This is a genomic window from bacterium, assembly GCA_030652805.1.
Classification (GTDB): domain Bacteria; phylum JAHJDO01; class JAHJDO01; order JAHJDO01; family JAHJDO01; genus JAHJDO01.
In genome coordinates this window covers 1-13,448 of sequence record JAUSPT010000080.1, presented here as the reverse complement: position 1 = coordinate 13,448, position 13,448 = coordinate 1, and the positions used below count along the sequence as shown (strand labels likewise).

The window sequence follows — 13,448 nt, the reverse complement described above, 5'->3', positions numbered from 1 at the left end:
AGGTGCCGGATCTGGACAAGCGCTTGCTTATGATTCCACCTATTGACCTTGATGTCGTGATCAGATTAGATCAGTCTTTTTCTGGCAAGGGGGGTAATGATGTGTTGACCGTTCCCTATTATATCTGGAGTTCCACAATTTTTTTAAGAGTCTTCCTCGAATCTGTACCCACAAACTTCTGCTGTGAGAAACTCCGATGAAGTTCTTGGGTATTTTCGGCAACTTGAGGGCCGAAACGAGTAGATGGCACAGTAACTCTGTCCATCGGAATAATATCTTAGAAACAAGCATGGTTTGGATAGTCGGCAACATGCTCCACAATCGACACATTTGCCGCACCGCTTTCCTGAAACAGGAAGAAAAGAGTTAAAAAATCTTTTTATCTTCGTTTTCAATAGTCAATGCTTCCTTTAGCCATAACGCTCGAAATCAGCGGACCTGAATCTTCGACATCCGCTGGCTTGAGTTATTAGAAACTTTCTTGTTTCCAGAAATGCTTTTGCTCTATGGCTTATTTTGTTTTTTATCTCAGGACCCAGTTCTGCAAAGGTTTTATTGTATTCGGGGATAATAAAGATAGGGTCATATCCAAAACCTGTTTTGCCTTTAGGTTCAAAAGAGATTATCCCTTCACAAGTGCCTTTTATGATTTTTTTTACTTTGCCTCTGTCTGCAATTGCAACAATACATACAAATCGCGCCGTGCGATTCTTAGGAGGAACATACTCCATGAGTTCAAGAAGCTTCTTGTTATTATCATCGTAAGTTGCATTCGCACCTGCAAAACGTGAGGAATAAACTCCTGGTCGTCCCTCCAAAGCGTCCACCTCTAGTCCTGAATCGTCAGCAATAGCCAACTGCTGCGTGAATTTACTTACAACAATAGCCTTTTTAATTGCATTTTCTTCTATACTCTTTCCGTCCTCTGCAACCTCCTTCAATCCAGGAAAGTCCAATGCAGACGAGATTTCTACACTTAAACTGCCAAGAATCTTCTTAATCTCTTTTATTTTATATCTGTTTCTTGTTGCCAGAACTATATTCACTCTACTTACCTTTTATCTTTTCAAGCTTTGCGTATTTAGTAAGCAAAAGACGTTTTTGATTGTCATTATCAAAATGAACTGTTATTTTCAAACTCTCTCCAATACCGCTATGATCAATAACAGTTCCCTTTCCCCATTTTGGATGCATCACCCTATTGCCAATCTTATACTCTCGTTTAACAATATGTTTAGTCATATCATTCCCCTTTATTAAAGTGTTTATCTGCCATTCTTGTTATTCTATTTAGAACGTTTTCTAGTTCCCTGCCTTTTTTTAGTTTTTCTTCTTTTGAAGCATCTGACGGAACATAAACAGGAGAACCAAAAGTTACTACAGCCCTGGTGAAAGGATGTGGAAATACAAACCTATCCCAGCTGTTAAGTCTTGTGTTTCTGGATGTATTGAATGTCATGGGAACTATCGGACATCCGGACTCGGCTGCTATATGAATGACTCCCTGCTGTACTTTTTCAGCCGGACCTCTTGGTCCGTCCGGTGTTATTCCCATATCAGAACCTTCTGATAACCTTTTAAGCATCTCCTCATGAGCATTTTTTTCATAATGCCTGCTAGATCCTCTAATAAACGAATACCCAAATCTTTTAATAACCCTTGCTATAAATTCTCCATCCCTGCTCGGACTTATTAAGACACATATATTCCCTCCGCCTAACTTGTACCTGTAATAATACACGGTTAAAAACAACCTGCTGTGCCATGTAGCAAGTATAATATTTTTGCCTTCTCTTTTTAATTTTAAGTAGTTTTCTTCTCCTTTGGTCTCAATAACTATGCTTCTACCAATGCCTCTAATCAATATCCATGCTAACCATGGAATTACCCCTGACTTAAAAACCCTGTGTATTTTCATTTTTTAGCATTCACACGAAACTGAAGATCATGTAATTTCTTGTACAAACCTCCCTCTTTGACAAGTTCCTCATGTGTGCCTGTTTCTATAATTTTGCCGTCTTCAACTACTATAATTTTATCCGCATGCATAATAGTAGAAAGCCGATGCGCAATCACAAATGTGGTACGATTGGCCATAAGATTATTTATTGCCTTCTGGACCAGATATTCTGATTCAGTATCAAGAGCAGAGGTCGCTTCATCAAGTATAAGTATAGGAGGATTTTTAAGAATAGCTCTTGCAATGGCTATTCTCTGCGCCTCTCCTCCTGAAAGCTTTACACCACGATCGCCAATAACAGCATCATATCCTTCAGGCATCTTCATTATAAACTCATGAGCAAGCGCAGCTTTAGCTGCATGTTCTATCTTTTCCTGAGAAACTTGTTCCTGATGCCCATAAGATATATTCTGCCTTAGCGTATCATTAAAGAGAACAGTCTCCTGTGTAACAATTCCCATTTGCCTGCGAAGAGAACATAATGAAAATTCATTAATATTCATTTCGTCTATTGTAATTTCCCCTGATGTTGGATCATATAGACGTGGAATGAGATTTGCTATAGTCGTTTTACCTGAACCGCTTGGACCTACTACAGCGACAACTTCTCCATGCTTAATATCAAAACTGATATTTTTCAACACAATAACATTTCTATCATAAGCAAAACTGACATTTTTAAATTCGATTTTATTCTTAAATGTATCCAATGTACGCGCATTGGGCAAATCAACAACTTCTGACGGGCTATCCATTACATTGAAGATTCTTGATGCAGCTGCAAACATAGACTGAATAGTATTATTAACACTACTTAATTTCTTTATTGAACCAGGTATTCCACCTATAGCAACAAAAAATCCAATGAAGCAGCCAATAGTTAAATCTCCTCTTATAACAGAAACGCCACCCAGCCATGTAGCAACAGCAATCCCAAGCATGCCAGCAAACTCTGTAACAGAAGAAGTAACTGCCTGTACTCTTGTCCTCTTTATCTCTGTTTTAAAAACCCCCTCGTTTTCCTTGTTAAATCTTTCTGATTCATAATGTTCCATAGAAAAAGCCTTAACAATTCTCATTGAGGAAAGACTTTCTTGCATCACTGAAAAAACGGATGCTCTTCTCTTTAAGGTAATGGATGTAAGCTTGCGCATCTTTCTGCCGAATTTAATAATTGGGTATATTATCAGAGGAAATATCAGAATAGATATAATGGTTAGTTTTGGGCTGAGCACAAATGCAATTATTATTCGCGTTATGATATTCATTGGCTCTCTAATAACATCTCCAAAGAGTACCGTCATAGATGTTTTAACTTCTCCGACATCATTTGCAATACGACTCATAATAGCGCCTGACTTCTGTCTGGTGAAGAAAGACAAGCTCATATGCTGAATATGCCTATACAATTTATTTCTCAAATCCAAAGTTCCTCTAAGACCGGCGTATGTCATTAAATAACTTTGAGCAAACTGGGCAAGTCCTTTCAAAATATAAATAAAAATTATAAATATAACCAGCAGCTTCAACCACACAATCACAGTGAATTCTGCTGTCAGTGGAGTTATAGCCACCTTATGCCCAAAGAGTTCTCCCTTAAGAGTGAGAGGGATTGGTGTGTTTGGAGAAACACTACCTGTCGATAGGATATTATCCATAAATACCACTATGCTTCCTATTGACCCAATAGTACAGAATTGAAGAATGAACATACATATTACTGCCAGCAGTATCCTCTTCCAGTATGGCTTTATAAATTTTAAAATTCTTAAGTATTGATTCATGATTATCTATCCCTCCAGCATTCGATATATACTCTCTGCGGCTCTTTTGCTTGCGCCCGGGCTTCCCAACTGTTCTGTTATTCCTGATAACCTGTTTTTTATGTCACTCATTTTTCCATTGCTGTTCAGTATATCAAGAGTGCATCTACTAATATTTTCAGGATTTGCTTCTTCCTGCAATAACTCAGGAACTATTCTCTCACCAGCCATTATATTTACAAGCCCTATATGAGGAACCCTCAAAAAAGTTTTAAATAAAAAACTTGTAAAAGGAGATGCTTTATAAACAACAATCATTGGCACATTCAGAAGCGCTGCTTCAAGTGTTACAGTTCCTGATGCCCCGATTAAGAGATCGCAACAGCTCATTCCATCATATGTTCTGTTTTTAATAATCTTAATACTAATGTTCAGGTTATGAAGAACTCGTTCAATATCATTCTCCTCTATATTTTCCGCGCATAACAGCACGAATTCTACATCAGAGAGAGAATTTCTTATCATTTTTGCAGCTTGAACTAATGCAGGCAATATTCTCCTTATCTCCTGTTTTCTGCTTCCCGGCAATAAACCAACAACAGGTTTTCCTGTTATATCCAAACTTGTTAAGATTTCTTCCCTTGTACCGGACGTTTTTACTATGTCAAGTAAAGGATGCCCAACAAATTCGGCAGGCACATCATATCCTTTATAAAAATCTTCCTCAAAAGGGAGAATAACTATCATTTTATCCACGTATGCTTTTACTGTTTTTATACGTCCTTTCCCCCATGCCCACATTTGAGGACTGATATAGTAAGCAACTTTAATATTTCTCTTTTTTGCCTGCTTAGCTAATCTCAAATTAAAACCCGGATAATCAATAAGAATAACAAGCTTAGGAGAATCTTTATCCATGATTTTGCATAATTCATTGAACCGCTTTTTTATTTTAAATATTCCTCTAAATACCTCACTTACACCAACTATATCAAGGTCATCAATATTAAACAGATTTTCAACGCCTGCATCCTTCATTCTATGTCCACCCATACCAATAAATTTAAGTCCTGGATCTATTTTTTTCATATTCCTTACAAGGTTGCTTCCATGCAAGTCCCCTGATGTCTCACCTGCAACAATCATTATTTTCACTGTTGTATCCTTGGGAATAAGGACTTCGGCTTATGCATTAATTGTCCTGGATGTAATAGATTTAAATCCAGTTCCTCAGTTTTCACAGAGTCATATCCCAGATATTTGGCAAGTTTTAAAGAGATATTGGGCATTACAGGAGAAATTAGAATATTCATAATCCTGATAATATCACAGCATGTATACAGGATACTTCCCAGCCGATCTTTTTGTCTATCATTCTTTGCCAGCTTCCATGGCTCAGTTTTGTCAAAATATTGATTTGTAAGAGCTGAAATTTCCAAAAAATTCTTTGCAATTTCATGAATTAAAAAACTATCCAGAGCCTTTTTTATTGAACTTACCTTTTCTCTTACCTTTTTTTGAAGGACATGTTCAAGCTCTGTTAGCTCCCCACATTCAGGCACTTTGCTATCAAAATTCTTTATTGTGAAATTAATGACTCTGCTAACTAAATTGCCAAAATTATTTGCCAAATGCGCATTATAACTTGTTATAAATGAATCAAGTCTAAAATCTGCATCCTTGCCAAAAACCATCTCCGACATTAGTAGAAATCTTAAGCCGTCAACACTAAAAATATCGGCTAATTCTGAAGGGTTTGCTACATTACCGATTGACTTACTCATTTTCATATTTTTCATGTTCCAATATCCGTGAACTACTAACTTCCGCACTGGCTCTAAACCAATCCCCTTAAGCATTGTGGGCCAGTACACAGCGTGTGTCTTTAAAATATCCTTTCCAATAATATGATGTGAGTATTTCCAGTATTTCTTAAACAAGTTTCCGTCGGGATAGCCCAGCGCAGAGATATAGTTAATTAAAGCATCAAACCAGACATATGTTACATATTTTTTGTCAAATGGCAGCTCAATTCCCCATTCTAATCTCTCTTTAGGACGCGATATACACAGGTCTTTCAACGGGTCCTTTAAAAAAGACAACACTTCTTTTCTATACTGTTCGGGAAATATAAAGTCATTATGCTTATTTATGTAATCTATGAGCCAGCGCTGATACTTAGACATCTTAAAGAAATAGTTACTTTCCTTAATTAAAGTTGGTTTTGTCTTATGCGCAGGACAATCACCGTCGACCAGTTCTGCCTCATCTAGAAATCTTTCGCATCCAACACAGTATAATCCTTCATATTCTGCAAAATATATTTCGTCATTATCATAAACTTTCTGGAGAATACCCTGAACAATTCTCTTATGAAAATCAGCTGTTGTTCTTATGAATTGAGAATACTCTATACCCAGTTTTTGCCACATTTCCTTAAATTCATTGGATATTTCATCAGCAAATTCTTTAGGTGATTTGTTTTCCTCATTAGCTGCTTCAACTATTTTTTGCCCATGTTCATCAGTACCTGTAAGGAAATAAGTTTTAAACCCAAATAGTTTTTTGTACCTATTGATAATATCAGCAACTATTGTGCTGTATGAATGTCCAAGATGTGGGTGGCTGTTAACATAATAAAGAGGCGTTGTTATGTAAAACACCTTGTCCTGTTTATCCATAGCTAGTTAATATAGCATATTTGTGTTAATTTTTAAACAGCGGGAAGTATAAGGCAACACTAGGCTTTTATTTTTTTAATTTTTGCTCTATAATAAACGGAACTATTCAGAAAGGAGTTTTAAATGAGTATTAAATCTATACTGCAGCAAAAAGGAGCTGTTGTCTTTCAGATCCAGCCGGATAAACCTTTGTGTGATTGTATAAAGTTATTAAATGAGAAGCGGATAGGGGCACTAATGGTCATTGACAAGAATAGCAATATCCATGGAATTATTTCTGAAAGAGATATATTACATGCAGCGTTTAATACGAAAGAGCAAATGTGCGATATGCTTGTAAAGGATATCATGACACCAAAAGCCAAACTTATTACTGCTGCAATAGAAGATAAAATTGAAGCAATTATGGAAATTATGACCAATAACAAGATCCGGCATATTCCTATAATGGATAACGAAAAACTGTTAGGCATTGTGTCTATTGGAGATATTGTCAAGATACTTTTAAATGATGCTATCACAGAAAACAAACATATGAAGAATTATATATCCGGTGGTTATTAGTTTTTCTCTTAACTAAAATACAAATGTTCAAAACAATGTTTGGGATTTTGAAAATTAGAATTTTGGGTTTGTTTAGGATTTTATTGAGTATTTGGATTTTGACATTTATACTTATCTCCGGCTGTGCTTCTAGGCTTTGCATAGCTCCTTATCCTTTGCCTCATGTTAAAGTAAAGATGCATACTCCTGGATATTGGATATCCAAGATAGATAATCCAGATAAGGTGATAATGTCCACAGAGGAAATTGAAAAACTCAATGAAACTAACCGCAGAATATTAGAAAAAGTAATCCAGATAGATAATACAACGTCAGGCAAGGGATTATCTAAAAATATACTAAATTCAATTAAAGATGTTCAAAAAAAGAAACGGTATACAACGGATAATATGCGGGTTGATAATCCGTTTTTTGAAGCCATATACCGCAATATAGACCTAAACAAAATCCCTGATAAAGTAGATATTAAGTTTGGACTCACACTTCGCAGGACAAACCTACGCGTATTGCCCATAGATGAGATTATTATGTCCAGAAAAAACAACCATGATTTTGATAGATTCCAGGACAGCGCTATTGATGTGGGGCAGCCTCTGGCTTTGTTATGGGAGACAAGAGATAAGAAATGGGCATATGTAAAGACAGAAATTGTCCCAGGTTGGATTCACGCTGAAGATATTGCAATCTCAGATAATAAGAATGATATTATTGAGTACAGGAAAGCTCAAGAATTTGTTGTTGTAACTGGGAATAAAATCGATATATTCTCTGATTCTGAGTGTAAAAATTTTCTAGATAGTGCGCAGATGGGAACACGCTTTCCTTTAATGAACAGCGAAAAAGAGTATTTTACTATTACGTTTCCTGCTGCAAATAAAAGAAATAAATTGTCTTTTAGAAAGGCATATATACCAGCTTATGAGGATGTACACACAGGATATGTTCCGTATACAAAAAGGAACGCAATCAATCAGGCTTTTAAATTATTGCATACACCTTATGGTTGGGGAGGGATGAGAGGGGAAAGAGATTGCTCCAGATTCATAATGGATATATTTGCGTGTTTTGGAATAAGAATGCCGCGCAACTCTAGCTGGCAAGCAAAAATGGGCAGGGAAATTGCAGGATTTGATAGATTTAAAAATCTTCCACCAGGCATATCCATTCTTTATATGCCGAGGCATATAATGCTCTATCTTGGAGAGGATAATGGAAATTATTATGTTATCCATGATACATGGGAATATACTGAGGGAAGATGGCCATCTGTGGTAAAGAAACATATTGGCAGAGTAGTAGTATCTGACTTGAGTTTGGGAGAATACGGTAAAACAGGTTCTCTGCTTGAGCAATTGGTCTCAATAAATGTAATTGATTAAACTCACCTTCCCCCTTCTTTGTCAAGAGAAGGGTATAGGGGATGAGTTGGAGGGAACAAAAAATGGCAAAAAAAATTGTAGTTGCATATTCAGGAGGGCTTGATACTTCTATTATAATTCACTGGCTAAAGAATAAATACAACGCAGAGATTATTGCATATACTTCAGACCTTGGGCAAGGTGAATATCTAGAGCCGCTTAAAGAAAAGGCAATAAAAACAGGCGCTTCCAAGATATATATTGAAGATTTACGAGAAGAATTTGTTAGAGATTATGTATTTCCTTCTCTGAGAGCATGCGCACTATATGAGAACAAATATCCTCTGGCGACTGCATTAGGCCGTCCTCTTATTGCAAAAAGACTTTTAGAAATTGCAAAGAAAGAAAAAGCTGACGCAGTGGCACATGGATGCACTGGCAAAGGCAATGATCAGGTCAGATTTGAGGCGACCTTTGCAGCATTAAATCCAGCCATAAAAGTAATTGCGCCGTTGCGAGAATGGGAACTTAAATCAAGAGAGGAAGAGATAGATTATGCAATAAAATATAAAATTTCTGTCGATATTACAAAGAAAAGTCCTTACAGCATTGACAGGAATCTCTGGGGAGTAGCAATTGAATGTGGATCTCTTGAGGATCCTTGGAAAGAACCCCCTGAAGATGCATATCAGATTACAACATCGCCTTCAGAAACGCCGAACGAACCAAGATGTGTAGAGATCTATTTTGAAAAAGGGATCCCTAAAAAAATAAAATGGAAAGACTGTTGGAAAATTCTGGACCGTGCGGGATCAATTGAAACTCTAAATACATTCGGTGGACATTACGGTGTTGGTAGAATAGATATGGTTGAAAACCGGCTCGTAGGAATTAAATCCAGAGAAATATATGAGGCTCCTGCAGCAGTTATTCTCCATAATGCTCATAACGCTCTTGAAGAACTAGTTCTTGACAGAGAAACCATGCATTTTAAGGAAATCATCTCTCAGAAATATGCAGAAATAATATACTATGGACTATGGCATTCTTCATTAAAAGAAGCTCTGGATGAATTTGTTAATAAAACACAGGAAAATGTGACAGGTACAGTAAAGGTAAAACTTTATAAAGGCACCTGTACCGTTGTAGGACGAAAATCAAAGTTCTCCCTGTACAGTAAAAACCTTGCCACTTACACCTCTAAAGATACATTTGACCACAAATCTGCAAAGGGATTTATTGATATCTGGAGCCTTCCGCTGAAGGTTAAGGCATTGCTTAAAAAAAATAGATAGTTTATCTTCTGCTTCTAAGAAGCTTTGTGTTCTCCTCGCCGCCGTTCTGAAGATAAATCAGAGGAACAGGTCTGTCAATGTTCTCTATGAACTTTGGTCTCCCCTGCCATGGAGTAATAGAAAGAACATTGGTCAAATCCATCCAATATTCAAGCCGGGAAGGTTTGAGATTCCATGTCATATGAAAATGATTAGCCGGTGCAAACTGCTTGTATTCAAGCATGCTTGCATACTTTGGCACAACAAATGTATGTGGCCATGTTGGGGTAGAGGCCTGACAAACTGCATCGCAAAGTTTGGCTGGAAGCTCAGCAGTAGAAGCCTCATCCCATACTATTGAGAATAAGCCGCTTATTGTATTATAACATAATCTGGCTGCAATACCCTCTATTCCGCCTGGTGAAACATAATTCACCGAATTACCGCCGCCCGGGAAATAATACGGGTCAGCTAACGGGAATCTGCATTTTGACATAATCTCATTAATACTTGCACCGGGTCTTGCTGCCCAATCAAAGGATGCGCTCCCTGAATTATCGCCGTCTACTATCCCTTTTTTCTCCCATAATTCCCTACCCTGTAGATGGATATTAAGTCTTTTAGCAAGTGCCTTGAGTTCTCCAATCTCCCAGACCTTGCGGAAATCCATGAATAAAGGGGGATTGCCACCGCTCAGATAGGTCAAGAAAAGCATAGTGAGCAGTCCCTGTACGTCAGCTTCTGTAGCATAGGGAACAGGTGCTTTTCGCCCGTTATGATCAAAGGTTGAATTAAACAAGGATTCCATTACATCTGCAACAGGCAAAGGAATACCGCGCGAATCAGAGCCCCATTCCAGCTGACTCATAAATCCACCACCTACGGCATTCAAATCATTTAATAAATCTCTGTTTATAAGATACATTGCAAGAGACTGATTGAATCTTTCATCATCTTCATTATTCCGTAATTCAATTCTGTTTTCAACATAGCGGTTCAGCCACTTTCTCAATCCTATCAGTTCTTTTTTATTATATGCTTTCTTATTAAGCATATCAGCAAGCAGTTTCATATCCAGGCGCGTAACTTCTATGCCAAATGTATTTCTCGTGGGGAGAATATGTGCTAAGGCTGTTTCCATTCCCATTGAGTCATGCCCGAATATAACAACACGCCTTCCTCTTAAACCTACCGCAGTAACAGCGCCGTAACACCAGTCAATAAGATTCTCAGCTGTTCTTTCTGTCATTTTTGGACTGCTACCTGTATCCGGCCAGGTTCCAACATTCATATGCACCATACGCCCATACTGAGAAATAGCTCCATTAACAGCCTGAGCAAAAACAACGCCTGGCCTGGGAGCACTGTTGCCACAGGTAATATTTATCGGAGTATCAGCAGGAAATTGCTGCAATAATGAAATAAGGGTTAATTGAGGGAATGCCCATGTATCTGAAACACACACAAGAATATCCACACCGGCTTTTCGAAACTGACGGGCAACAATATCTGCCTCTCTCTCTCCGTCTACTAGAACTGTTGAATAAACTACTTCAACTGGCGTTTTATCAGGCAGACACACCTTGCCCGATATAGAATTGGCAACCATGTCAATAATATTCTGACAGCGCGTGCGACTCGCCGTATCAATTCGCGGGTCGCTCGTAGCAAAAACACCAATAGTTGGAGTTTTTGGATTAGCTTTACTTAGAGAAGTTAATTTCTTTGCTTTTACATTTGCCATTTTATAATCCTTTCCTATTTTAAAAACAATTCAATAACCGGTACAACCACATCCGGCTTTTCAATCGGCAATTCCAATGTCAAAGTTTTAGAGTCTATTTTTTCAGACATATAAGAATGTGCTTTCTTTGGGTCATGTCTTTCCATCTTTATCTCTGAGCCGTCATTTAACAGTTGCGCATATTCAATCTTATCAGCCATACCATCAAGATGAATTTGCTTAAACGGCCAACTGAATATATGCAGATAAAGGCGTTTTGTCTGAGGATTATAGGTGAAACGGCAGTCCTGTGGACAAATAAAATCGTCCGGCGACTGGGTACAGCCATAGATAGCCCGGCTATGATATCTCATCCAATCGCCCATCCCGGATAGACGTTCAAGCGCCCGATAATCGAATTCACCTCGTGCAGTAGGCCCCACATTGAGAAGGAGATTGCCTCCTTTAGAGACCCCATCAATAAGCATCTTTACCAGCATATCCACACTCTTCCATGTCTTCTCGTCCCTGTGATAGCCCCAGCTGCCGCTGAATGTCTGGCATGCCTCCCATACAACAGGTTTTCCGTTTACATGAACCCATCCGCGCGGCTGAAACTGCTCGGGAGTGTAGAAATCCTGCGAAATTTCTGTCCGATTATTTATCACTATATCCGGCATTAATTCCCTAATCATCTTAATTAGTTTTTCAGACTGCCAGTCCTCTTTGCCTTTTCCTTTCATCCCATGATATTCAGGATAAGAAAAATCAAAGAATAAAATGTCAATCTTTCCGAATTCTGTCAGCAGTTCCCGAACCTGACCATGTAAATACTCAGCATATTTTTTTATATCACGTTCTTTTGTGCGTTTTTTGAATTCCTCATCATCACGCTGCGGATGACGGCTGTCCACAGGAAATTCCGGATGATGCCAGTCAATCAGCGAATGATAGAAACCTATTTTAATCCCCTGCTTCCGAAAGGCTTCAACAAAGGGTTTAAGAAGATCACGTCCTGCAAGTGTATTCGTCGCTTTGTAATCAGTCAGTTTAGAATCCCACAGACAAAAGCCATCGTGATGCTTTGTAGTCAGGACGGCATATTTCATCCCGGCATCTTTCGCTGCCTTTGCCCATGCACCCGGATCATACAGGTCAGGATCAAAATGGTCAAAGTATTTCTGATACTTCTCATCCGTTATTTTTTCATAGTTTTTAACCCATTCATGACGAGCTGCGACTGAGTAAATACCCCAGTGAATAAAGAGACCGAATCGGTCATGAACAAACCAATCTGTTTTGCCGGGTGTAGATTCAGGTTTGAGCATTGTATTGTCCTCCTTGTTTTGCTATTTTTTATATTCTATCCTTTTTCACAAAAATTGGCAATTTTTTTGTAATACACAAATGATAATGTCCTATTTGGCACATTTAGAAATGTCCTATTTTAAAGAAGCTATAATACCCGCTTTAAGAGGAGGGCATTATGGCAGAAAGGGATATTATCATTGCAAGTCAAATAGAGCTAAAGCGGTTACACGTAATTCACAAGATACTGGATAAAGAGTTAAAGCAGGTTGAAGCAAAGGATGTTTTAAATTTGAGCAGCAGACAGATAAGAAGGATAGTAAAAGTAATTCGGAAAGAAGGAGACAAAGGCATAGCGCATAAATCGCGTGGCAGGTCTTCAAATGTGGCAATACCAAAGAAAACAAAAGCTAGAGTCATAGGTCTCTACAGAGAGAAATACAAGGGATTTGGCCCGTTACTCGCAAATGAAAAACTTTCTGAAATAGATAAGATAACAATAGGTACTCAGACATTGCGTAACTGGCTCATAGCAGAAGGGGAATGGAAAGTAAGCCGTGGCCACAAAGAGCATCGTCAATGGCGGGAAAGAAAGCAATGCTTTGGAGAAATGGTACAGATGGATGGATCGCATCATGACTGGCTGGAAGGAAGAGGCTCTGAGCTAGTTTTGATAGGATACATAGATGACGCAACGAATGATGTATCAGCTGGATTTTATGATTATGAAGGGACAATGCCAGCGATGGATAGTTTCAAGGAGTATATAGAGAAAAATGGCATTCCAAACAGCATATATTTGGACAAGCACACAACA

Annotated in this window: 14 protein-coding genes; 5 read left to right on the top strand and 9 right to left on the bottom strand. The window is 38.1% G+C overall.

Features of this window, described 5'->3' with window-relative positions; genetic code table 11:
* Positions 1 to 200: hypothetical protein (locus Q7J67_08120; protein MDO9465245.1), on the top strand; the 200-nt coding region annotated here is incomplete at its 5' end.
* Here Q7J67_08120 and Q7J67_08115 read toward each other — a convergent pair.
* The 7 genes from Q7J67_08115 to metG all read right to left on the bottom strand — a co-directional run bounded on the left by Q7J67_08115 (position 144) and on the right by metG (position 6,404).
* Positions 144 to 287, bottom strand: a complete 144-nt coding sequence (locus Q7J67_08115; protein ID MDO9465244.1) for a hypothetical protein — start codon at positions 285 to 287, stop codon at positions 144 to 146. The two genes, Q7J67_08120 and Q7J67_08115, sit on opposite strands and share 57 nt — an antisense overlap.
* Before the next feature lie 123 nt (positions 288 to 410).
* Positions 411 to 1,046, bottom strand: coding sequence for an XTP/dITP diphosphatase (locus Q7J67_08110; protein ID MDO9465243.1), 636 nt, complete (start codon positions 1,044 to 1,046; stop codon positions 411 to 413).
* Between the two features lies 1 nt (position 1,047).
* Entirely contained in the window at positions 1,048 to 1,242 is a 195-nt protein-coding gene (locus tag Q7J67_08105; GenBank protein MDO9465242.1) for a DUF3553 domain-containing protein, read from the bottom strand.
* 1 nt (position 1,243) lies between these two features.
* Positions 1,244 to 1,918, bottom strand: a complete 675-nt coding sequence (locus Q7J67_08100) for a lysophospholipid acyltransferase family protein (protein MDO9465241.1) — start codon at positions 1,916 to 1,918, stop codon at positions 1,244 to 1,246.
* Entirely contained in the window at positions 1,915 to 3,744 is a 1,830-nt protein-coding gene (locus Q7J67_08095; protein MDO9465240.1) for an ABC transporter ATP-binding protein, read from the bottom strand. The genes Q7J67_08100 and Q7J67_08095 overlap by 4 nt, the downstream gene beginning before the upstream one ends.
* Positions 3,745 to 3,750: 6 nt before the next feature.
* On the bottom strand, positions 3,751 to 4,869 hold the full coding sequence (lpxB, locus tag Q7J67_08090; protein ID MDO9465239.1) for a lipid-A-disaccharide synthase: 1,119 nt from the start codon (positions 4,867 to 4,869) through the stop codon (positions 3,751 to 3,753).
* A 5-nt stretch (positions 4,870 to 4,874) separates the two neighbouring features.
* Positions 4,875 to 6,404 (bottom strand): methionine--tRNA ligase, encoded by a 1,530-nt coding sequence (gene metG, locus Q7J67_08085; protein MDO9465238.1) that lies wholly within the window; start codon positions 6,402 to 6,404, stop codon positions 4,875 to 4,877.
* Positions 6,405 to 6,527: 123 nt separating this feature from the next.
* Here metG and Q7J67_08080 point away from each other — a divergent pair, with 123 nt between their 5' ends.
* The 3 genes from Q7J67_08080 to Q7J67_08070 all read left to right on the top strand — a co-directional run bounded on the left by Q7J67_08080 (position 6,528) and on the right by Q7J67_08070 (position 9,621).
* A complete protein-coding gene (locus tag Q7J67_08080) occupies positions 6,528 to 6,968 on the top strand; it encodes a CBS domain-containing protein (protein MDO9465237.1) in 441 nt (146 codons plus the stop codon).
* 47 nt (positions 6,969 to 7,015) lie between these two features.
* On the top strand, positions 7,016 to 8,347 hold the full coding sequence (locus tag Q7J67_08075; protein MDO9465236.1) for an SH3 domain-containing protein: 1,332 nt from the start codon (positions 7,016 to 7,018) through the stop codon (positions 8,345 to 8,347).
* Positions 8,348 to 8,409: 62 nt separating this feature from the next.
* Entirely contained in the window at positions 8,410 to 9,621 is a 1,212-nt protein-coding gene (locus Q7J67_08070; protein MDO9465235.1) for an argininosuccinate synthase, read from the top strand.
* Between the two features lies 1 nt (position 9,622).
* Here Q7J67_08070 and Q7J67_08065 read toward each other — a convergent pair whose 3' ends face one another.
* Together Q7J67_08065 and Q7J67_08060 are read right to left on the bottom strand one after the other, a co-directional pair.
* A complete protein-coding gene (locus Q7J67_08065; protein MDO9465234.1) occupies positions 9,623 to 11,344 on the bottom strand; it encodes a hypothetical protein in 1,722 nt (573 codons plus the stop codon).
* Positions 11,345 to 11,358: 14 nt separating this feature from the next.
* Positions 11,359 to 12,651 (bottom strand): alpha-L-fucosidase, encoded by a 1,293-nt coding sequence (locus Q7J67_08060; protein ID MDO9465233.1) that lies wholly within the window; start codon positions 12,649 to 12,651, stop codon positions 11,359 to 11,361.
* Positions 12,652 to 12,809: 158 nt separating this feature from the next.
* On the opposite strand from Q7J67_08060, the gene Q7J67_08055 reads away from it, so the two are divergent.
* Positions 12,810 to 13,448: hypothetical protein (locus Q7J67_08055; protein ID MDO9465232.1), on the top strand; the 639-nt coding region annotated here is incomplete at its 3' end.

Coding starts and splice junctions, on each gene's coding strand:
- Q7J67_08105 (MDO9465242.1), bottom strand. CDS start 1,242: ATGACTAAACATATTGTTAAACGAGAGTATAAGATTGGCAATAGGGTG.
- Q7J67_08100 (MDO9465241.1), bottom strand. CDS start 1,918: ATGAAAATACACAGGGTTTTTAAGTCAGGGGTAATTCCATGGTTAGCA.
- Q7J67_08095 (MDO9465240.1), bottom strand. CDS start 3,744: ATGAATCAATACTTAAGAATTTTAAAATTTATAAAGCCATACTGGAAG.
- lpxB (MDO9465239.1), bottom strand. CDS start 4,869: ATGATTGTTGCAGGTGAGACATCAGGGGACTTGCATGGAAGCAACCTT.
- metG (MDO9465238.1), bottom strand. CDS start 6,404: ATGGATAAACAGGACAAGGTGTTTTACATAACAACGCCTCTTTATTAT.
- Q7J67_08080 (MDO9465237.1), top strand. CDS start 6,528: ATGAGTATTAAATCTATACTGCAGCAAAAAGGAGCTGTTGTCTTTCAG.
- Q7J67_08070 (MDO9465235.1), top strand. CDS start 8,410: ATGGCAAAAAAAATTGTAGTTGCATATTCAGGAGGGCTTGATACTTCT.
- Q7J67_08065 (MDO9465234.1), bottom strand. CDS start 11,344: ATGGCAAATGTAAAAGCAAAGAAATTAACTTCTCTAAGTAAAGCTAAT.
- Q7J67_08060 (MDO9465233.1), bottom strand. CDS start 12,651: ATGCTCAAACCTGAATCTACACCCGGCAAAACAGATTGGTTTGTTCAT.